The 21,650-nt window shown below is 48.7% G+C and carries 19 protein-coding genes and 1 tRNA gene; 3 read left to right on the forward strand and 17 right to left on the reverse strand.

All coding sequences use genetic code 11. The features are described 5' to 3' along the window. Positions 1–57: 57 nt before the first annotated feature. From ACSVDI_RS10305 to ACSVDI_RS10335, 7 genes are all read right to left on the reverse strand, one after another. Positions 58–984 (reverse strand): ABC transporter permease, encoded by a 927-nt coding sequence (locus tag ACSVDI_RS10305; protein ID WP_457942687.1) that lies wholly within the window; start codon positions 982–984, stop codon positions 58–60. Continuing rightward, a complete protein-coding gene (locus ACSVDI_RS10310; protein WP_457942689.1) occupies positions 974–2,101 on the reverse strand; it encodes an ABC transporter permease in 1,128 nt (375 codons plus the stop codon). The genes ACSVDI_RS10305 and ACSVDI_RS10310 overlap by 11 nt, the downstream gene beginning before the upstream one ends. Further along, entirely contained in the window at positions 2,076–3,626 is a 1,551-nt protein-coding gene (locus ACSVDI_RS10315; protein ID WP_457942690.1) for an ABC transporter ATP-binding protein, read from the reverse strand. Before ACSVDI_RS10315 ends, ACSVDI_RS10310 begins: the two co-directional genes overlap by 26 nt. Before the next feature lie 96 nt (positions 3,627–3,722). Then, on the reverse strand, positions 3,723–4,814 hold the full coding sequence (locus ACSVDI_RS10320; protein ID WP_457942691.1) for a BMP family ABC transporter substrate-binding protein: 1,092 nt from the start codon (positions 4,812–4,814) through the stop codon (positions 3,723–3,725). A 141-nt stretch (positions 4,815–4,955) separates the two neighbouring features. Next, complete coding sequence (deoD, locus tag ACSVDI_RS10325; RefSeq protein WP_457942692.1) at positions 4,956–5,666, reverse strand: purine-nucleoside phosphorylase; 711 nt, start codon at positions 5,664–5,666, stop codon at positions 4,956–4,958. 70 nt (positions 5,667–5,736) lie between these two features. Further along, on the reverse strand, positions 5,737–6,915 hold the full coding sequence (locus ACSVDI_RS10330) for a phosphopentomutase (protein WP_457942694.1): 1,179 nt from the start codon (positions 6,913–6,915) through the stop codon (positions 5,737–5,739). A 16-nt stretch (positions 6,916–6,931) separates the two neighbouring features. Continuing rightward, positions 6,932–7,924 carry a LacI family DNA-binding transcriptional regulator gene (locus ACSVDI_RS10335; RefSeq protein WP_457942696.1) on the reverse strand — a complete coding sequence of 331 codons (993 nt, stop codon included), beginning with the start codon at positions 7,922–7,924 and terminating at the stop codon, positions 6,932–6,934. A gap of 452 nt (positions 7,925–8,376) precedes the next feature. Here ACSVDI_RS10335 and ACSVDI_RS10340 point away from each other — a divergent pair, with 452 nt between their 5' ends. After that, positions 8,377–8,799 (forward strand): Hsp20/alpha crystallin family protein, encoded by a 423-nt coding sequence (locus tag ACSVDI_RS10340; protein ID WP_457942698.1) that lies wholly within the window; start codon positions 8,377–8,379, stop codon positions 8,797–8,799. Between the two features lie 44 nt (positions 8,800–8,843). Here the strand turns inward: ACSVDI_RS10340 and ACSVDI_RS10345 are convergent, their stop codons facing one another. The 4 genes from ACSVDI_RS10345 to ACSVDI_RS10360 all read right to left on the reverse strand — a co-directional run bounded on the left by ACSVDI_RS10345 (position 8,844) and on the right by ACSVDI_RS10360 (position 12,119). Beyond that, positions 8,844–9,749 (reverse strand): magnesium transporter CorA family protein, encoded by a 906-nt coding sequence (locus ACSVDI_RS10345; RefSeq protein ID WP_457942700.1) that lies wholly within the window; start codon positions 9,747–9,749, stop codon positions 8,844–8,846. A gap of 45 nt (positions 9,750–9,794) precedes the next feature. After that, positions 9,795–10,385: a hydrolase gene (locus ACSVDI_RS10350; protein WP_457942702.1), complete on the reverse strand. Its 591-nt coding sequence runs from the start codon at positions 10,383–10,385 to the stop codon at positions 9,795–9,797. Between the two features lie 84 nt (positions 10,386–10,469). Beyond that, positions 10,470–11,720 (reverse strand): [Fe-Fe] hydrogenase large subunit C-terminal domain-containing protein, encoded by a 1,251-nt coding sequence (locus ACSVDI_RS10355; protein ID WP_457942704.1) that lies wholly within the window; start codon positions 11,718–11,720, stop codon positions 10,470–10,472. A 323-nt stretch (positions 11,721–12,043) separates the two neighbouring features. Beyond that, positions 12,044–12,119: transfer RNA gene (locus tag ACSVDI_RS10360), tRNA-Thr, on the reverse strand. Positions 12,120–12,315: 196 nt separating this feature from the next. Between ACSVDI_RS10360 and ACSVDI_RS10365 the strand changes: the two genes are divergently transcribed. Together ACSVDI_RS10365 and ACSVDI_RS10370 are read left to right on the forward strand one after the other, a co-directional pair. Next, complete coding sequence (locus ACSVDI_RS10365; RefSeq protein ID WP_457942706.1) at positions 12,316–12,735, forward strand: helix-turn-helix domain-containing protein; 420 nt, start codon at positions 12,316–12,318, stop codon at positions 12,733–12,735. 132 nt (positions 12,736–12,867) lie between these two features. Next, positions 12,868–13,455, forward strand: coding sequence for a DUF4364 family protein (locus ACSVDI_RS10370; protein WP_457942707.1), 588 nt, complete (start codon positions 12,868–12,870; stop codon positions 13,453–13,455). 324 nt (positions 13,456–13,779) lie between these two features. On the opposite strand, the gene ACSVDI_RS10375 is transcribed toward ACSVDI_RS10370, so the two are convergent. The 6 genes from ACSVDI_RS10375 to ACSVDI_RS10400 all read right to left on the reverse strand — a co-directional run bounded on the left by ACSVDI_RS10375 (position 13,780) and on the right by ACSVDI_RS10400 (position 21,474). Continuing rightward, positions 13,780–14,043: a pro-sigmaK processing inhibitor BofA family protein gene (locus tag ACSVDI_RS10375; protein WP_457942709.1), complete on the reverse strand. Its 264-nt coding sequence runs from the start codon at positions 14,041–14,043 to the stop codon at positions 13,780–13,782. A gap of 97 nt (positions 14,044–14,140) precedes the next feature. Next, a complete protein-coding gene (locus ACSVDI_RS10380) occupies positions 14,141–14,416 on the reverse strand; it encodes a DUF2508 family protein (protein WP_457942711.1) in 276 nt (91 codons plus the stop codon). A gap of 116 nt (positions 14,417–14,532) precedes the next feature. After that, entirely contained in the window at positions 14,533–16,659 is a 2,127-nt protein-coding gene (gene rnr, locus ACSVDI_RS10385; RefSeq protein WP_457942713.1) for a ribonuclease R, read from the reverse strand. Between the two features lie 76 nt (positions 16,660–16,735). Then, a complete protein-coding gene (gene secG, locus ACSVDI_RS10390; protein ID WP_457942715.1) occupies positions 16,736–16,990 on the reverse strand; it encodes a preprotein translocase subunit SecG in 255 nt (84 codons plus the stop codon). 220 nt (positions 16,991–17,210) lie between these two features. Further along, positions 17,211–19,442 (reverse strand): DNA gyrase subunit A, encoded by a 2,232-nt coding sequence (locus ACSVDI_RS10395; RefSeq protein WP_457942717.1) that lies wholly within the window; start codon positions 19,440–19,442, stop codon positions 17,211–17,213. 52 nt (positions 19,443–19,494) lie between these two features. After that, the gene (locus ACSVDI_RS10400; protein ID WP_457942719.1) at positions 19,495–21,474 is read right to left on the reverse strand and encodes a DNA gyrase/topoisomerase IV subunit B; all 1,980 of its coding nucleotides are present in this window, start codon (positions 21,472–21,474) and stop codon (positions 19,495–19,497) included. Positions 21,475–21,650: the final 176 nt, after the last annotated feature.

Raw genomic sequence — 21,650 nt, forward strand, 5'->3', positions numbered from 1 at the left:
CGATATTTTTCGCAGCTTTCAAGCGCTGCATGACGGGTTCATAACTAGAAAAATTCTTTACCGAACGCCTTTTTCATACGGAATGCCGTCCTCTTTCGGAGCAACTGAACGGCCGACGAACAAAATCAGTACGATAATCGTCAACACATAAGGCAGCATAGCCAGAATCTGGCTCGGAACATTAATTCCGCTGTCGCTGCCGCCAAGCACAACCGTCAGCGCCTGTGCTAAACCAAACAGCAGGCACGCTCCATAAGCACCGAACGGAGTCCACTTACCGAAGATAACAGCAGCCAGCGCGATGAAGCCTTGGCCGCTGATTGCGGTCGGATTGAACTGGGAAATAATCGCCAGCGTCATGGAAGCGCCGCCGAATCCTGCCAGCATACCGGAAGCCAGAACGCACAGGAAACGTGTGCGGCTGACATTGATGCCGAGCGTATCCGCCGCGGCGGGATGTTCACCCACGGAGCGAATGCGAAGGCCCCATTTGGTCTTATAGAGATAGAACCACATAATTGCCGTTACAATCAGGCCGAGGATGACCGTGATATCAACATTCAAATTCTCCACCGGAGTTCCGTTAAACGCATTGTTGCCAAACAGCTTGGGAAGCGTTTGTACCGGGGGGGTGGTTGTTGCATTCTTAAACAGGAGCCGGCAGAAAAAGAGTGCAAAGCCGGGTCCGATAAGATTGATGGCGATACCGGAGACGTTCTGATCCGCTTTGAAGGTCACCGAGGCAATGGCGTGCAGCAAAGCAATTGCCACACCGGCCCCACCGGCCGCAAGAAGGCCAATCCACGGGTTTCCGGTGTAATAGCTGACCGCCGCCGCGGTAAACGCGCCCATCGTCATCATACCTTCAATTCCGATGTTGACAACGCCGGAACGTTCGGAAATTACGCCGCCCAAAGCGCCGAATACCAGAGGCGTGGAATACATCAGCGTAATTCCGATTAAAAGTAAAAACTTACTGAGCATGGCCGACACCTCTCTTTTCCAGTCTTTCCGCAAGTGCGGGTACAACCTTGGTCAGCGCGACAAAGAAGACGATAGTACCAATCATAATATTGATAATCTCGGTCGGCGCGCCGACTTCCTGCTGAACGCTCTGGCCGCCGTAAAGCAGACCGCCGAAAAGCAGACCGGCAAATACGCATCCAATCGGGGAAGAACCCGCGATCATTGCAACGGAAAGTCCGTTAAAGCCGTAGTTTTCAAACGCAGCGAGCGTTGAAATTTTATGCGGAGCAATTCCGGTAATGGAAAGCGCCCCAGCCAGGCCGGACAATGCACCCGCAATGAGCATTGCCTGCACGATGTTGCGGTTCACGTTGATTCCTGCAAACTCTGCGGCGTCGCGGTTAAAACCAACGGCGCGCAGTTCATAACCCTTGTTTGAGCGGTACAGTAAAACCCAAATCACCACTGCCATCAGGATGGCAATCACAATTCCAACATTCACATCTGTTTTCAGCATCATTTCATACAGCCATTTATTTGGCTTTAATGCTGCCATTCCAGCGTCGGACGTCTTCCACTTCGGAAGAATCATGGTGTAGCTGGATTCATTGACCGGATAAGTACTTGTGGAATTCGGCAGATGGTAAGCCTGCGAACTCACAATAAAGTTTGACAGGTATAGGGAAATCCAGTTCAGCATAATGCTGGTGATAACTTCGTGGATTCCGAACTTTGCTTTCAAAAATCCAACCACCGAGCCGAACACCATTCCGCCCAGTACACCCGCCAGTACCACCAGCGGGACCTGAATCACTGCGGGCAGGTTCAGCTTTACGCCAACCAAAACCGCCGCAATGGATCCGGCCACATACTGGCCTTCTGCGCCAATATTGAACAGGCCGGTTTTAAAGGCGAACGCAACGCTTAACCCGGTCAGAATAATCGGTGTTGCCTTAATAATTACATTGGAAATGTACTTCGGTTTTGACAGCATTCCCTTAAACAGTGCTCCGAATGCCTGTCCGGGGTTGTAACCGGCAATTGCAAGCACGATTGCGGCAACCAGAAAACCGAACAGCAACGCAATGATGGTTGACGTAATCTGCTTTTTAAGTATTTTGGACAGCATTTTCATTCTGCTTGCCTCCCGCCATTAAAAGTCCGATGGTATTCTCATCCACTTCGCCCTGCTTGTATTCCGCCACAATGGTGCCGTCATAAATTACATCGATGGTGTCCGAAACATTCATGACCTCATCCAGTTCCAGGGAGATGAGCAGAATTGCTTTTCCAGCGTCCCGCTCGCGGACCAGGGTTTTATGCACATATTCAATCGCGCCCACATCCAGTCCACGGGTCGGCTGAACGGCAATCAAAAGATCCGGATCATTGGAAACTTCGCGCGCAATGATAACTTTCTGCTGATTTCCGCCGGAAAGCCCGCGCACCGGCTGGTTTTCGCAGCCCGCCGGACGAATATCATAATCCTGAATCAGCTTCTTGGTGTATTCCTGCGCTTTTTCACGGTTCTGCATGCCATGCCGTTTAAACTCGGGAGTACGGTATTTTTCAATGACCATATTTTCCGCGACGGTAAACGGAAGAACCAGTCCGCGCCGCTGACGGTCTTCATGAATGGTGGAAACCTTATGTTCAATCACATTGCGCGGAGTGGTATTCTGAATTTCCGTGCCGTTGATTTTAATAGTGCCGCTTTCCGAACGGGTCAGGCAGGTAATTGCCTCCACCAATTCTTTCTGGCCGTTCCCGTCTACGCCCGCAATACCGACGATTTCGCCCTTTCGCACCTTCAGGGAAAGGTCTTTGACCGCCTCCAACCCGCGATCGTCCTTTACGGTCAGATGATCAATTTCAAAAACGACATCGCCGGGTTTTGCCGGCGTTTTATCCACCACAAGCTTTACGGCGTGACCGACCATTTTGGTGGCAAGCTCTTCCTCGTCCACATCGGCAACCGGAACCGTATCTATGTACTGCCCGCGGCGGATAATGGTGCAAACGTCGGAAGACGCTTTGATTTCCTTCAGTTTGTGGGTGATGATGATGATCGTTTTGCCGTCCTCGATGAGGCTGTGCATAATGCTGATAAGTTCCTCAATCTCCTGCGGCGTCAGCACGGCGGTCGGCTCGTCCAAAATCAGGATTTCCGCACCGCGGTAAAGTGCTTTTAATATCTCAACACGCTGCTGCATTCCGACAGAAATATCCTCAATCTTTGCGTCCGGGTCTACTTCCAACCCGTATTTCTTTACAATGTTGAGAATTTCCTCACGTGCTTTTTTCATATCCAATACGCCAAACCGGCTTGTTACTTCGGTGCCCAGAATAATGTTCTGAGTAACCGTGAAATTATCGACTAGCATAAAATGCTGGTGAACCATTCCGATTCCGTGTTCAATGGCAACATTCGGATTCTTAATTACAACTTTTTCCCCATTTAAGTAAATCTCACCGGCGTCTGCCTGATAAAGGCCGTACAGCACATTCATCAATGTACTTTTTCCGGCACCATTTTCACCCAAAATAGCGTGTATGGAACCTTTTTTCACATCCAAATTCACATTGTCAAGGGCGCGAAACGTTCCAAATAATTTGGTAATTCCGTGCATCTGCACGGCATATTCCTTGCTGACCTCCATGACAAAACCCCCTTGCCTTGATTCACCCCTTCACACAAAACGGGGCGCTGTGAAGAACGCCCCGCGTATGAAGAGATTTTGATTGGGTTTGCAAAATTACTTCAAGCTTGCTTCAAACGTTTTGAAATCCTGTTCGTTGGCCGGAGGAGTGATCGTCTTATCCTTAATCTTCTGTTCCAGAGCAATCGCTGCATTATAGGTTTCGTCGCTCATCAGGTCATGCTTTTCCGGGATACCGACGGCATCTTCCGTAAGACCGTAATCATAGGTCTTTCCACCGATCTGCTTGCCCTCCAAAGCATCCTTAGAAACGAGTTCAATGGCTTTGTTGACCAGCTTCATGGCAGAAGTCAGAACATTTTCCGGTGCAAGATAGGACTGGTCCTTATCCACGCCGATGACCAGTTTCTTTGCTTCCTTAGCGGCTTCAATAACGCCTACGCCAACATTGCCTGCAGCATGGAACACGATGTCGCAGCCGTTGGAATACATCTTAGAAGCGATTGCCTTGCCTTTTGCAGAATCGCTGAAGCTCTCTGCATACTGAGAATCAACCGTGATGGTCTTACCAAGTTCTTTTGCAGCATAGGCAACACCTGCACGATAGCCGAATTCGAACTGATCGATGACAACGCCCTTAATGCCGCCTACAAAACCAACTTTATTGGTCTTGGTGGTTTTGCCTGCGATGTAGCCAACCAGGAAAGAAGGCTCCTGAGCACGGAACACAACACCGGTTACATTGGAAGGAGTATTCTCGTAGGAGTTATCGATGATAGCATAGTTGATGTCCGGGTTTGCTTTAGCCGCGTTGGTAATCGCGTCTGCCATGGCAAAGCCAATGCCCCAGATCAGTTTGTTGCCATCGTCGGCTGCTTTGTCAAGGTTTGTAGCATAGTCGGATTCCTGCTTGGATTCGGTGTAGCTAACTTTCGCACCGGTATCCTTTTCAAACTGCTGCAGGCCTTCCCAGGAAGACTGGTTAAAGGACTGGTCGTTGACACCGCCGGTATCCGTTACCATTGCCACCTTAAAATCTGTTTTGGCTGCAGTGGACGAGGCTTCTGCCTGGCTTTCCGCCGCACTTGTCGCCTGACTTGCCGCACTGGAAGTCGTGGATGAGTTGGAGCACGCAGTTGCCGATACCGCCATGACGGATGCAAGCAGGAGTGCAACAATTTTCTTCATAAATTTTCCTCCTAAATTTTTTTTGGGGTTATTTATACCACAATATGTGATATTACTACCTTCGGCGGGATTTTGCAAGACTTACCCGCATTTGACAAACAGATTTTTCCTTTTTTATATTGTCCTCAAGCTTTAAAAAAATTAGGCAAGCGCCAATGCGACTTCCATCATCTGCTTAAACCCGGTCTGCCGCTCTTCCGCCGAAAGCTCTTCGCCGGTAAACGGACAGTCGGAAATGGTCAGCAGGCAGAGTGCATTCTTTCCGGCTCTGGCGGCATTCATATACAGTGCGGCAGCTTCCATTTCCACCGCAAGAACGCCCATCTTCTTCCATGATTTCAGCGCGTTTTCATTGTCCCCGTAAAACACGTCGCTGGAAAGCACATTACCGACTACAGTTTTTACGTTCAGTTCTTCGGCCGCCTTGACCGCTTTGGAAAGAAGGTCGTAGCTGGCAATCGGAGCAAACGTACCGGGCAGGCAATACTGAGCCGCGTAATTGGAATCGGTGCACGCGCCCATGCCCACCACAACGTCGCGCACATGAACATTATCAGCGATTCCGCCCGCAGAACCAATCCGAATAATATTGTCCACGTTATAAAAATTGAAAAGCTCGTATGTGTAAATTCCAACAGACGGCATACCCATTCCGCCGCCCATGACGGAAACGCGTTTTCCTTTATAGTTTCCGGTGAAGCCGAGCATATTCCGGACCGTGTTAAAACAATGCACGTCCGTTAAATAGTTATCGGCAATGAATTTTGCGCGCAGCGGATCGCCCGGCATTAAAACCGTTTGTGCGATCTCTCCTGGTAATGCCCCGTTGTGGGGAGTTGGTACGTTTGCCATGATAGTGATCATCCTTTCAATAAACGGTTGAAAGACTCTGCTCTTTCGAAATTTCTCAAATTTCAAATCATTATTTTAACAGCTGCTTTAACCGTGATGTACCATTAATTTTTGGTGATATTCCGAAATAATCCAGTACGGTTGCTCCGATGTCGGAGAAAGTCGGCAGTGTGCCGAGGTTCGCACCGGCTTTGACTGATTTTCCGTATACAAGCCAAGGAATATATTCCCTGGAATGGTCGGTAGAAGGAGTCGCAGGGTCGCAGCCGTGGTCAGCGGTAATCATGAGAATGTCATTCTCCTTCAAGCCCGCCAAAATGCGTGGCAGCTGCTCATCAAAATACGTCAGCGCCTTCGCGTAGCCATCCACATCGTTCCGGTGCCCGTAGACCATATCGAAATCCACCAGATTAATGAAGCACAGGCCGTTAAAGTCGTGCCCCAAATATTCAATCGTGCGCTCAATGCCATCCGCATTATTTTTCGTTCGGACCGCTTCGGAAATTCCACGGCCTGCGAAAATATCCACAATTTTTCCGATGGAAACAACGTCAACCCCGTTTTCCGTCAGCTGATCCAGCATGGTAATGTGCGGCGGTTCCAAGGAAAAGTCATGCCGGTTGGAAGTTCTTGTGAAGTTCGGATATTCCCCAGTAAAGGGGCGGGCGATCACACGGCCTACACCGTGCTCCCCGGTAAGCAGCTCACGTGCTATTTTGCAGTAACGGTACAGTTCTTCCACCGGAACCACGGATTCATGCGCCGCCACCTGGAACACACTGTCCGCAGAGGTATACACAATCAAAGCGCCCGTTTCCACATGCTCTTTTCCGTAGTCGCGAATAACATCGGTTCCGGAGTAAGGCTTATTGCAGAGGACGCGACGGCCCGTCCGTTTCTCGAATTCATGAATCACTTCCGGCGGAAAGCCGTTCGGATAAGTAGGCAGAGGCTTGGGCGAATGGATTCCAGCGATTTCCCAATGGCCAATGGTAGTATCTTTACCTTTGGAAAGCTCTTGGAGCCTTGCAATTGCGGCCTCTGGCGCCTCGACTCCCTCCCTGCAGTTGACCCCGTCAATATTGAACAGGCCAAGTCGGCGCATATTGGGCATGTTGAAATAGCTGCTGGAAGCACAAGCGGCCAACGTGTTGCTGCCTGCATCCCCATATTCAGCGGCGTCGGGCTCTTCCCCAATGCCCACACTGTCTAGGACAATCAAAAAGATTCTTTTTTTATTTTCACTCATTGAACAAGATCCTTCTCTATTTATTTTTTCTTTTTGTAGTTTCCCCAATTTTAAGAGAAACCGGCAAAATATTTTCCTTCTGCTGAATGTTGTTTGTGGCAACCTGCTCGATAATGAGTTTCGCAGCCAGGCGGCCAATCTCCTCAATCGGCTGGGCCACCGTGGTCAGCGTCGGCGTAATCAGTTCGCTGAGCGCTACGCCGTCGTATCCGACTATCATCACGTCGTCCGGCACACGCCGCCCCTGCTCACAAAGCACTTTATACAGGGACATTGCCATCATATCTGTGGAAGCAAGAATTCCGTCCACTTCCGGAAAACGTTCAAGCAGTTCACGGGAACTACGAATGCTTTCTTCATAGCTGTACTGGCTGCTCAAAAACAGAGGCTGAACCCCGCGTTCGTTGCACGCATCCACATACCCCAGAAAACGTTGCTGGGTACTGGTGTACTGTTGCGGGCCGCGCATCAGCACAATCCTGCGGCAGCCGCAGTCGAGCAGATGCTCCGCGGCGATTTTTCCACCGGTATAATTGTCCGACTGAACGGAAGCGGTATAATGCGTTCCGGCATTTTTATCCAGCACCACAATCGGAAGCGGGCAATTTCGGATTTCCTCATCCAGATGCTCATTGTTTGCGGTGATAATAATACCATCCGCATTCATCGAAGTAAGCATATTGATGTAGGCGGCTTCTTTTCCCGGATCTTCATCCGAGTTACACAAAATCATTTTAAAACCGTTTTGGAAAGCTTCGTCCTCAATGGCACGGCCAATTTCATTCAGAAACACATTTAAAATGCTAGGGACTATATAACCAATTAGCCGAGATGACTTTTTGTAGAGAGAGCGGGCAATTTCGTTTGGCTTGAAACCCGTTTCACGAATAGCTTTCTGCACACGTCGGGCCTTCTCCTCGCTTACTTTAGCAGAACCGTTAATCACCCTAGAAACAGTAGCGCAGGAAACACCTGCCATCCTAGCTATATCGCTGATTTGAACCAACAAAAATCACCAATTCTTTCCATACAACTGAAAGTGCGCTTTGTTTTAGTCTTGAAAGCGCTTTCATGTTTGCAAGAACATTGTAACGCAAAAGCACCACATTGTCAAGAATTTTTGTGAAATTTATTGATATTCTATATAAAGTGATACGGTACGCCTTGAGGAGCTTGCTCTTCTTTGCTTCACAAAGCAGTACTGCATTCCGCTTTTCTCGCTGTTTTTGGCACTTTCAAAGCATTGTAGGTTAATTTTAGCACTCTAGCTATTTGAATGCTAAAATTAATAGTTTGTTCTTATTATGTTATTATATTGTTCACAAATAATTCCTATACTAAAACCGTAAACAGAGAGCGAAAGCTCCTGAAGATTCCGCCTTCGTCCAGGGCTGCCCCATAAAACGGCCCTCCCAAAACGAAAATGCGGGAAACAAAATTTTATAAATGGAGGTTTTGACTATGTTTGATTTGATTCCTTTTGAACAAAGAAGTAGAAACATGTTTGACTACTTTAACAGAATGAGTCAGGAGTTCTTCGGAGACTGGGATAAAGATTTTTATCCGTGCCGTACCGATGTCCTCGACCAAGGCGACAAATACGTACTCAAAGCCGACCTGCCGGGTTTTAACAAAGAGGATATTCATATTAACATAGAAGGCAACTACCTGACCCTGACTGCGGAGCACAGGGAGGAAAACGACAACAGCAACGGCAACTTCATCCGCCGCGAAAGAAGATATGGCTCTTTCAGCAGAAGCTTCGATATCACTAATATTGACGCGGACAGAATTTCCGCACGGTATGACAGGGGCGTTCTGGAGCTAAGCCTGCCCAAAAAAGAAACAGCCCTTCCGCCAAGCCGTCAGATCGAAATTCAGTAAAAATTCCCAAGGCCGCGCATGTTTTCAGAACATGCGCGGCCTTTTTATAAAATTTTCCTCTTCCGAAAGTAAAAAACCGATAGCGCCACAAAGAAAACAGACAGAAGAATGGCACATCCGTAACCATATGGCCAGTCCAACTCTGGCATATTTTTAAAGTTCATCCCGTACCAGCCGACCAAAAGGGTAAGCGGAAGAAAAATTCCGGTCACCACGGTAAAAAGCTTCATGATTTCGTTCAGCTTAATGTCCACCTGCGACTGATAAGCCTCCCGAACCTGCGTGATATAATCGCGCAGGTTCAGCACATGTTGGTTCAGTCGGCTGACACGAGAGGTGAACATTTTAAAATAGCGAAGGGAACTGGAGGTCAGCAAACCGTTTTCGTTTTCCTCCATACTTTCCGCCACGTCCAGCAGCTGCTCGTAGTATTTTTTATAAAACATAAGCTCTTTACGCAAATCCATAATGTCGCGCACATACTGCCCGTCTCTGTCCTCCATGATGCGCTCTTCCAGGTTGGAGATCTCATCCTCAAACTCTTCCAGTTCCTGCGAATCATTGTAGGTCAGACGAAGAAAAAAGGTGTAGAGGATGCGGGTAAGATTTAGATTTGCTGTCTTCCCTGCGGTGAAGGTTTCCAACACCTCTTGTACGATGCGGTTTTGGGTGCAGCAAACGAAGAGAATCCGCGTCCGCGTTACATAAAGCCCGACACGGTTCGTGGTAAAGCGGTGTTCCTCATCGGCAACGTTCAGTATAATAAAATCGTACCCGTCATAGGCCTCCAGCTTGGAAGGCCCCTCCTGCTCACATTCCTCAATGGTATGCAGTGCGAAATGCATAGTTTGGCGTCGTAATTCGTCCGGCGTGCAAACGCAAACCGCGCTTGTTTCAAAATCAGGAGCAATTTCTCTCAGCGTTTCTTCCTCGATTTTATAGCATTTCATTTTCCAGCAATCCAGTCCTTATAACGGATGTGGCACCGTTCTTTTTTATTTCTTGCGGTTCACCGCGGAAGTCCCTTTTTCGCAGAGGTAGGTGCTTTCTAGATCAGAAAGATGCAGTTTCACCGCGATGGGATATTTTTGATAGGCAAGGCCGATGGAAAAGCTGCCGCCTTTCACCGACTCATCAAAGCCACCCATGTGCCAACGAATGGCAATTGCCTCCGACGTTTTCAGGCGCATAAACCGCTCGATTAAGAAGACCGACTTTTCCCCGTGACCAAACGGATAACTGTCTTCAATCGTATAATAGGGCCGTTTTTCCCACGCTCCGGTTTCCTCGTTCTTTACATTCCGGACGCTTTCTTTATAAAACTGTGCCTTGCAGACATCATGCAGCAATCCGCAGATGGCAAAACTTTCTTCACTGTCCGTATCCGGCTCGAAATACCGGTTCCGCATGACATGATAAACACTGACACTGTGCTGCACCAAACCGCCCAGGCAGGCGCAGTGGAATTTTGTACTTGCCGGAGCAATGAAAAAGTCCGTTGTTTTCAGCCATTCCAGCAGGTCGGCACTTCCGGCACGCGCGATATGCGTGCGAAAAATTTCCTCGAATTCTTCCTTATAGCCCATTCTGTAGCCCCCATATTAATCTAACAGCATTATAGCACAGATAGGAAGGTAATAATAGGAGGAAATTGGAATAAATAAACTTCGTTAAAAATCCCGGGTAAAAATGTCACTGTGCTCTAGCAGGCTCTCCACCGTGTCGAACCCAAGGCGATGCAAAAGTTCGATAACGTACGGATTGTCAATCGGAGTCGGGTACGCGGCTTCTTCCCCATACCGATAAACATGCTCGCGCCCCTCTTCTTTGGGAATCAGACGTTTCGGTCCGCCCACGCAGCCGCCCACACAGCCCATACCTTCAATAAAGTTCGCCGTAATTTTTCCTTCCATCACATCATTCAGCATGGTTTTGCAAGCGGGAACGCCGTCCGCCTGCGCAGCGCGGACCGTAATTGTACGGTGTGGGTTCAGACGTTTCACCGTCTTTTGAACCGCCTCGCTCACACCACCGGTGGTTGCATAAATGCGGCCGGCTCGGGAGGAATGGTCTCGCTCGTCCTCCGGCATTTCCGCCAGATTAATGCCTGCGAAATCAAAAATATCCTGCATCTCCTGAAAGGTCAGCACAAAATCTGTAGAATCGGAAATGTCCTTTTCCCTGGCCTCTGCTTTTTTGGCAAGGCAGGGGCCAATAAAAACGGTAATTGCATCGGGATACAGCGCTTTAATGGACCGGCCGCAGGCCACCATGGGCGACACCGCACCCGGGACATGCGGAACCAGTTCGTGGTATACACGGCGGATCATGGCAATCCACATGGGGCAGCAGCAGCTGGTCAGCTGGTAATCCTTTTCGTTGACAATATTCTTGTCAAATTCAAGGGCTTCCTTCAAGGTCAAGATATCGGCAAACAACGCCACTTCCACCATTCCGGCAAAGCCAAGCCTTTTGAAAGCGCTTCTCAGCTTGCCCGGCGTAACTTCCGGGCTGAACTGGTTAATGAATGCGGGCGCAATCATGGCATAAACAGGTGCTTTGGCATCATGCACCGCGGCAAGAGTTGGAAGAATCTCCTTACTTTCCGTCAGTTTCTTGGCGCGGCAGTTTTCTACGCACTGCGAGCACCCTACGCAAAGGTCTTTATTGATGGCTACATTTCCCGACTTGTCACGGTACAGCGCTTCAAACAGGCATTTCCCCGCACAGGCGGCTTTTTCATTGTCCGAACAGGTGCAGTCCCCAATGCGGATCACCGGCGGATGCAGTTCCGGATTCAGAAGGCAGTCTAAATGATGAGGGTCGAACTCTTCCTGCCTCAGTTTTTCAAGCTCCTCCGGCAATTTATTTTCCACCGAGGCTTTTACCAGTCGGTTATATAGCTCATTAAACGTTGTCATTTGTCTTTCCTCTTTACATTTTAATCTCAGGATCATTCATTTTGAAAATAGTATAACCCAAGTTATGGAAGTCCATAAGTTCAGGACAGGTCGCGATGCAAAAATTGGAAAGGAACATTTTCTCCCATCGCATTGACAGTGAAAATTAGCAATGGTAAACTGAATGTCAACGAAATACCTCATGATTTCCTTTTATGAAATAAAAATCCATAAAGTGGAATAGGATGTTTTCCCTTGGCTATGGATAATTTTACCCCCTTATTTTCTCTGTTTTAGAGAAACAAAAAAATCCTGCCCACGGATAAACCGTCTGCAGGATTTTTTGGAGCTACTGGTCAGACTCGAACTGACGACCTGCGCATTACGAATGCGCTGCTCTACCAACTGAGCCACAGTAGCGTTTTTCAACGACTAACCCATTATACATAACTTAGCCATTTCAGTCAAGGGTTTGATGAAAAAAATTATTTGAAAACTGTAAAATTTGCGGCCCGTTCGTGAATAATAATCACGCAATTACTGTCAAAAAGCAAATCAATTATATAATCGATTTAGGATAATATGATGTATATCAAAGCGAAAGGCGGTGTATGTCATGAGTGAAATTTGTATTAACGAAAGACTGCGTGAACTCCGCGTAAAAAGCGGATATACTCAATATCAGATAGCCAAAATTCTTAATATAGACCGTTCCACCTACTCTTACTATGAGATTGGAAAAACCATGCCGGACATCAATGTTCTGATGAATCTTTCGCGTATTTTCAATATTCCGATTAATGAGCTGCTCGCCGACGAAAAATCACCGGAGAGTGTGTCGGACAGCGGAAACTCATCCAGCTTTATTCAGGGAAAGAAGAATTCCAGCCATATTTATGAACTCTCGAATCGGGAAAAAGAACTGGTCGGCTTTTTTAGAGTATGCACGCCGGAAGAGCAGGAAAAGATTTTGCAAACCATTAAGACCAAATATGTGTTTAATAAATCAGGCCGTAATTCCCAGAATTCCGATTGAAACACCTGTCCGCATGTGGTAAAATAAAATAAAAGAAAACAGTCAAAGCAACCTGCCCTTGCCCCTGGGCGTGTGAGCTTTGGCTTTTTTATAGTCGGAAACAGCTGTATTTTAATACCGGAGGTGCTATAAATGGAGTTTGATGCTTTCACCGGCGGAGTAGAACCGGGCGGGCTGCGAACAAAAAACGAGATTCGAATCTTGATTTGTTACCTCCTGTCCAGCGTAAACGCCCCTCTTTCCAAAGAAGATATTTTGAACATTGTTCAAGATAACGGTTTTGCCAATTATTTTGAAGTAACCGATGCACTTTCGGAACTGGCGGAACACGGAAATATCATCGTCAGCGGTGAGAAGAAAGAACTCTGCACGGCCAGCGATACCGCAAAATTGATTGCAAAACAGCTGGACACCGCCCTGCCCCATTCCGTGCGCGATAAAGCGGTAGCGGCAGCAATTACCCTGCTGGCAAAAGCGAAGCGGGAACAGGAAAATTCCGTGGAAATCCTCCGGGATGAGCGCGGCTACCAGGTGCGGTGCCACATTTCCGGCGGCAATCTGGAATTGATGAGCTTTACGCTGCATGTTCCGGACAAATTCCAGGCCAATATGGTGAAAGAGCAGTTTCACAATTCTCCGGAAACCGTTTACCGCATGATGCTCGCCCTGGTAACCGGGAACCATGACGTTGCGGCTGAAATTCTGAAGGAAAACACCTGACTGGTTGGCTGCTGTAAAGATAAGCACCCAAAGACAATGAGTTATCCCCGGCTCAACCGCGGGTTCTGCATATATGGGAAAAGTCCAATATTACCGACTGCGCCTCTAGGCACTCGGGGCTTTCTTACGCTTGCAATGACTCTTCTCACCCCCTGCCCCCTCCCTGCCAAAGCCCTTCTTACCTTATAGAAGCTCCCTATTTTCAACGAAGAATTGTGGGTGAGGTCTAACCCACATTTTTGGTTACTGTTAAAGCTTGCTTGAACTACAAAAAGAGGGTGCTGCAGAACGAATGGAAATTCATTCTGCAGTACCCTCTTTCGCTCACTGGAACACCAGGTTCAACAGGAGTAAAAGGGTAACGCCGGGGATTCCCGCTGCACCGGAAACTCCGATTGCCAATGGGCTGAGCGGCAGCGAAACGCCGGTGAAGAATCCGGTGAAATCCACCGCGGCAAGTGCAAACAGCCCCGTAAGTACACCACCGAAAGCGCGCTGCACCGGTTTGGGCGCTTTGACAATGACCTGAATCAGAACAAGAAGTCCAAATACCCCACATGCCGTGAGGACAATGACCAGGTACGGCAAAATAACACCTCCGTGTATTTTACTAAAGTCAATTACGCTTTAAAACCCCTGGCAGACGCACACACTTTTCAGTCGTTTTCCGCTCTTCAGGAGACTTTCATCCGTTGGAAATTGACTTTGTGAAAGGGGTGCAGTTAACGCCCTGCTGTCTGGCCGCTTTTAACAGGTAACGATAGCGGGAATACAATTCTTCACGCTGATAGATGCATGCATCGATTAGGTTTTCGTCGCTTTCCTGTTCAAACCAGTTATCATTACATGCGATCAAGCGTACGACTTCCTTTATCTCTTCTAGCAGCCTTTGTTTTTGCTCTTCATTTTCTTGTACGGCTGCGCAATCCGTGCGCTGAATCAGCTTTAAAACAGACTCCATACTAACAGCTCCGCCTTTCGGTTAAATTTATGTTAGTATGATGGTCATTTATTCCAAATTTTATACCAATAAAATCAATTTGTACGCAATTTATAAAAATTTACAATTTCGGCAAATCAGTCCGCCGATATCTCCACTTCCGCATCCGCCGGCACAAAATCGATTCGTCCGCTGGCAACGTCCGCCGCAGCTACGCGAATATCAATCGTCTGCCCAATGGTCAGTTTGTTCCCCGTCCTGCGGTCCACCTGGGTAATCAGTCCGTCAAACTGATAATCGGCGTTTTCAAACGAGGCAATCGGGACAAAGCCCTCTACGGAATTCGGAAGCTCCACAAAAATTCCGCGCTGTGTCACGCCACTGATTACACCAGTGTAAGCTTCGCCGATATGCTGTGTCATATATTCCGCCATATAGCAGTCTTCCGCGCTGCGTTCTGCCTGCATGGCCCGAATTTCCGCCTGGGAGGACTGGGTTGCGGCACCGTTTGCAAACGCAAGGTAGCGGCGGTTCAGCTCTTCTTTTCCGACTTTTTGCAGCAGTGCGGAGAGAATGCGGTGTATGGCCGTATCCGGGTAGCGGCGGATGGGCGAGGTAAAATGACAGTAATCTGCCAGCGCCAGCCCGAAATGCCCCAATGGGTTTGTGTCGTACCGAGCCTTTGCCATCGTGCGCAGAATTTGATGGGATATGACTTTCTGCGCGGGAGTTCCCGCGGCCTGATTCATAATATCCGCGAAATCCGCCGTACTGAGATCGCCTTTATGCTTTAATCTTTTTGTATTTAGTCCTAATGCATCCACGATTTGTATTAAAGTTTCCACCCGTTCCGGACTGGGAAGTTCATGAACACGGTAGACAAACGGGATTTCTTTTTCCCTTGCCAGTTTTGCCGCCGCCTGGTTCGCGGTAATCATCAGCTGTTCAATCATCTGCTCGGCTTCCCCGCTGTGGCGCGGTTCCACATTCACGCAGATTCCATCCTCATTCAGCGTAAAACGGGATTCCGTGCTGTCCAAATCAATGGTACCGTTAGAAATGGAGCGTTTCTTTAAAATATTGGCCAGCTCACGTGCAGCATTGAGGGAACGAATCACCGGCGCGTATTTCTTTTTGAGCGCCGCATCCGCAGTTTTGTTAAAGAGGCGGTTCACTTCGGAGTAAACACCCCGCACCTTGGAATTGATGACGCTTTTTCGGAATTGATAAGACAGAATATTGCCCTGCTTGTCCAGATGAATGATTGCAGAAAAGGTCAGTTTATCCTCCCCGGCATTCAGTGAACAAACTCCATTTGATAGCTCCTGCGGCAGCATGGGAATCACCCGGTCTGCAAAATAAACCGAAGTGCCGCGCCGGAAGGCTTCTGCGTCAATGGCGCTGCCTTCCTTTACGTAATGGCTTACGTCCGCAATATGCACCCCTAGTTTATAGCCATTTCTCGTCCGGCTCACCGAGATTGCATCGTCCAGGTCTTTTGCGTCTTCGCCGTCAATCGTGCAGATATTCGTATCCCGCAGGTCCAGGCGGCCTTTCAAATCCTCTTCCGTGATTTTCTGCAAGGCAATCTCACGGGCTTCCGTCAGCACTTCGTCCGGGAAGTGCGAAGGGATTCCGTTCTGGTCGATAATGGCATCTGCGCAGATTTTCGCGCTTTCCGATTTTCCGTACACCTTGACAATCCGGCCGGAATACCCGGAGGTATGGGGAACCCGGCTGACTTCTACCTGAACTTTATCGCCGTGCCTGCCTTTCATTCCTTTTCTTTTTTCAATCGGAATATGGTAACGGATCGCGTCGTCGGGAATCAGCTCATAAGAACCACTTTCATGGTTCAGCGTACCGGTAATTCTGCGGCTTGCTTGTTCCGAGATGGTTCCTACCTCAGCCGCAGGACCTTTTTCATCGCGCCGCAGGTTCTTAAGTTCCACCGTATCCCCAAGAAACGCGCTGTTCAGCCGGTCCGCGTGAATAAACACATCTTCGCCGCCGTTTTCCGGGCGCGCAAAAGCAAACCCCTTGGAAAGGGAGATAATTTTTGCCTTTACGGTTTCCTTGCGCTTCGGCAGACGGACGCGGTGGTCTTTGCTGACGGAAACCTTTCCTTCCTGCTTTAACTCGTTCAGCGCCCGGTAAAACTCCTTATGATCTTTAACCTTCAGCTTTTTGATCAGGCCGCGGGATGAGATGCTTTGCGGTGACTGCTGCATATATTTCAGAATTCTGCTTTTTAATTCTTCCAAGTTGGTTCCTCCTGCGAAATCATCGCATTGATTGAATAAAAAAAGCCCCGCCGTATCAGCGGGGCCTTTTTGAACATTATTTTTTCGGAGCAAAGTACATATAAACATTAATTGCAATCACGAGAATAAAGAAACCGATTGCAATCACCTTTGTCCATCTTGCAAGAAACGCATCAACCGAACGAGCCTTATTCTTGGATAAGAAAGTATCGGCGCCGCCTGTAATCGCCCCAAGATCCTGCTGATGGCCTTCCTGAAGAAGAACAATGATGGTTATCGCTATCGAAAAGAGTAACAATATAATTCCGAAAATAATTTCAGCCGCTGACATGACGCACCTCCGAATAACGTTAAACAACTTACATTATATTACCACATAAAGTACGCCATTGCAAGCAATATTTTATGCGGAGAATAAAGGACTATGCATAGTGCCGAGATTTTCGGGAAATCTACGAACGGACTTATCCGAGCGAAAGCGTTTGCCGCTCTGAAACGTCCCGCCGCTGTCAGCTATTGGCTGTTCAGCGGCGTTTTTTGTTTTATTGTTTTTACAGCTTCAGCTGTTCCCCTTCAGTGTCCTCTGCCGTCGGCAGAGCGCCCGCAGCCGGAATGTTTTTACGGTAGCGGTCCGGACGTTTCAGCATGCCTTCCTCGTACGCTTCTACCTTGAGGACGCGTCCGCTCTGTTTCAGCGTCATAACCGCAACGCCCTGCGTGCTGCGCGTTGCCTTGCTTTGAATCGCGCCGGTATGAATCAGTAGCATCCGACCCTGCGAGGAAGTCAGCAGAAATTCACCGTCTTCCGGAATGTAGAAGATCGCTACGATGGGCGACTTGTCGCTGTACGCGCCGATGAGCTTGCGACGGTTGGTTTTGGTCGCATAGGCGTTCATATCAACCTTAGCCACCTTGCCGTTTTCAAAGAAGAACAGCATGTAACCAGTGTAATCTTTCGTCACCGCCATATAAACGGCGCTTTCGCCTTCGTCCATCCCCAACTTTGCCGGAATGTATTCGCCCAGAACGCTGGCCTTCGTATCGCTGAAGTCGCTTGCTTTTGCTTTGTAAACCTGGCAGCGGTCAGTAAAGAACAGCAGTTCTGCCAAATTGGTATCTTCTATGTGCTGGATAATAACGTCGTCTTCCTTCAACTTCTGGTCGCCGCCCATACGCAGGGAAAGCGGCGTAATTTTCTTGAAGTAGCCCTCTTTGGTAAAGAACAGGTTCACCGGATAATCCGGAATATCCTGCTCTTCGGAATACTCTTCAATCTCATCCGGATAAATCAGCATGGTACGGCGGGGCTGGCCATACTTTTTCGCCACTTCATTCAATTCGGCGATGATAATCGACTGGACCTTGGAACGGCTGTCCAAAACCGACTGCAGCTCTGCAATCTTCTGCTCCAGCTGGCCGATTTCCTCCGTACGCTTCAAAATGTATTCACGGTTCAAGTGGCGCAATTTGATTTCCGCCACAAATTCCGCCTGCGTTTCATCGATGCCGAAGCCAATCATCAGGTTGGGAACAACCTCAGCTTCCTCTTCGGTATGACGGACAATGGAAACTGCCTTGTCGATGTCCAGCAGAATAGCCTGAAGGCCCTTGAGAAGATGAAGTTTCTCTTTCTTCTTGGTCAGGTCGAAAAACGTACGCCGCCGCACGCATTCAATGCGGAATGCCGTCCATTCCTCCAGCAGTTCCGCTACGCCCATTACACGGGGAACGCCGCCCACCAAAACGTTAAAATTGCAGGAAAAGCTGTCTTCCAGCGTTGTCAGTTTGAACAGGCGCTGCATCAGCTTGTCCGGGTCAACACCGCGCTTCAAATCAATCGTGATTTTGAGGCCGTCCAAACCCGTTTCATCGCGGATATCGGAAATATCCTTGACTTTTCCCTGTTTCACCAACTCGATGATCTTTTCTACAATCACTTCCACCGTAGTGGTCGGTGGAATCTGGGTAATATCAATACAGTTGGCGGAACTGTCATATGAATAGCGCGCGCGCACATGAAAACTGCCGCGCCCGGTGCGGTAAATCTCCTCCAGAACGGGACGGTCATAAATAATCTGGCCACCGCCCGGGAAATCCGGGGCAATCAGCGTGGAGGCAACCTCGTGCTGCGGGTCACGCATCAGCGCAATCGTTGTCTGGCAGACCTCGCTGAGGTTGAAGGGACAAATGGAGCTTGCCATGCCCACCGCAATGCCGGTGTTGGCATTGACCAAAACCGAAGGAAACGTAGCTGGAAGCAGCGTTGGCTCCTTCATGGTATTGTCGTAATTGTCTACAAAATCCACGGTATCCTTGTCGATATCGCGGAATAGCTCCTGGCAGATACTGTCTAGCCGTGCTTCCGTGTAACGGGAGGCAGCCCAGGCCATATCCCGGGAATAAAACTTACCGAAGTTTCCCTTGGAATCAACATAAGGATGGAGCAGCGCCTCGTAGCCACGGCTGAGGCGCACCATCGTGTCGTAAATCGCGGCATCGCCATGTGGGTTAAGCCGCATGGTCTGCCCAACAATGTTGGCGCTTTTGGTTCTTGCAGACCCCAAAAGGCCCATTTTATACATGGTATAAAGCAGCTTGCGGTGAGACGGCTTAAAACCGTCAATTTCCGGAATTGCACGCGAAAGAATCACGCTCATGGCGTAAGGCATGTAGTTGGTTTCCAGCGTGTCGGTAATGCGCTGTTCAATCACTTCCCCCGCACCCGCGATAACTCCCTTCGCACGCGGCTGAACCGCATGCTGCTCCGTTCTCTTTTTTGGCATTGATTTAGGCCACCCTATTCCATATAATCTTTTCGTTAAACCGCGAAAAGGTTTAACTTACATCAGCGGATTCAATATAACGATACCCGTTTTCCGCAATATAGTCTTTGCGGCCGTTCAGGTTATCCCCGAGCAGCAAGTCAAAGACCATGCTGGTTTTCTGCGCATCCGTCGGAAGCACCTTAATCAAGCGGCGCGTGGCGGGATTCATGGTTGTCAGGTTCATCATGTCGGGTTCGTTTTCACCAAGCCCTTTGGAACGCTGAATAGTATACTTCTTTCCCTCCAGTGATTTCAGGATGCTGTCCTTTTCCCGCTCCGTATAGGCAAAATACGTTTCGTCCTTTGTCTGTATTTCAAACAAGGGGGATTCCGCAATAAACACCTTACCTTCGTCAATCAGCGCCGGTGTCAGGCGGTAAAGCATCGTCAACAGAAGCGTGCGAATCTGGTAGCCGTCCACGTCGGCATCCGTGCAGAGGATGATTTTGTTCCACCGCAGCAGGGAAAGGTCGAACGAAGAAAGCTCTTTGTTCGCTTTGGATTTCACCTGCACACCGCAGCCCAGCACCTTGATGAGGTCGGTGATAATTTCACTCTTAAAGATTTTATCGTAATCCGCTTTCAGGCAGTTGAGGATTTTTCCGCGAATCGGCATAATGGCCTGGAAATTCGGGTCACGCGCCTGTTTGCAGGCGCCCAAAGCAGAATCTCCTTCCACAATGAAAATCTCGCGTTCATTGGCGTCTTTGCTGCGGCAGTCCACAAACTTTGCAACGCGGTTGGTCAAATCCATGTTGCTTGTCAGTTTCTTTTTCAGATTCAGGCGCGTTTTTTCCGCATCCTCGCGGCTGCGCTTATTAATCAGCACCTGCGCGGCAATTTTGTCCGCATCCATCGGATTTTCAATGAAGTAAATTTCCAGCTGATGGCGCAGAAAATCCGTCATCGCTTCCTGAATTCCTTTGTTGGTAATGGCTTTCTTTGTCTGGTTTTCATACGAAGTCCGGTTGGAGAAGGAGGAAATCACCAGAATCAGGCAGTCCTCCACGTCTGCGAACGTAATTTTACTTTCGTTTTTATTGTATTTTCCGTTTTGCTTTAAATACGAATCAATTTGATATACAAACGCATTCCGCACTGCCTTGTCCGGCGCACCGCCGTGCTCCAGCCAGCTGGAATTGTGGTAATATTCCACCTGATGGTTTCGGTTGGAAAACGCCACCGCCACATTGATCTTGGTGTTGTACTCTGGCTTGTCCTCACGGTCGCGAACCTTGCGTTCCGTCTGCCAGAACTGAACCGGTGTCAGGGAATTCTCCCCGGCAATCTCTTTCGCATGGTCCAGAATACCCTGTTCGTAAACAAACACGGTTTCCTCAAACGAAGAACCGACCTGATTGCGGAAGATGAAGCGGATGCCGTCGTTTACAATTGCCTGTCGTTTCAGAATATCCAAATAGTACTCTACCGGAACAGCAATGTCGGTAAAAACCGCTAAATCCGGCTTCCAGCGAAATCTGGAACCGGTATCTTTTCCCTTGTACGGTTCCTTATGCAGGCCGCCTACGTTCTCCCCGTGCTCAAAATGCAGGGTATAGCGGAAACCGTCCCGGCGAATTTCGGCGTCCATATACTCCGAAGCATACTGTGTGGAACAAAGGCCAAGACCGTTCAAGCCGAGGGAATATTCGTAGCTTTCGTCGGAACCGTTGTTATACTTTCCGCCGGCATACAGTTCGCAGAAAGCCAACTCCCAGTTGTAGCGCTGCTCTTTCGGGTTAAAATCCACCGGGCAGCCGCGGCCGTGGTCCTCTATCTCCACCGAATAATCTTCATACCGTGTAATGATAATTTCTTTACCGTAACCCTGCCGCGCTTCATCAATCGCGTTGGACAGAATTTCAAAAATGGAATGTTCGCATCCCTCAATGCCGTCTGAACCGAAAATTACCGCGGGACGGCGCCGCACGCGTTCCGCGCCTTTCAGCGACGAGATGCTCTCATTTCCATATTCCGTTTTTTTCGTCATGTTCTGAATTCGCTCCTAATGCATTTTTGCAATCAATACAGCTTTTCTCTTCCGAAAAGCAATCCCCATAGGCAAAAGCCGCTTTCAAGTCGGGCGGAATACCGCCAAAACCAGACCCTAAAAAAGTCCGACTTTGGCAGAAATCAGGTTCCCCAAAAACAAGTATGAATCAATGG

It is taken from the genome of Caproiciproducens sp. LBM24188 (assembly GCF_054130445.1).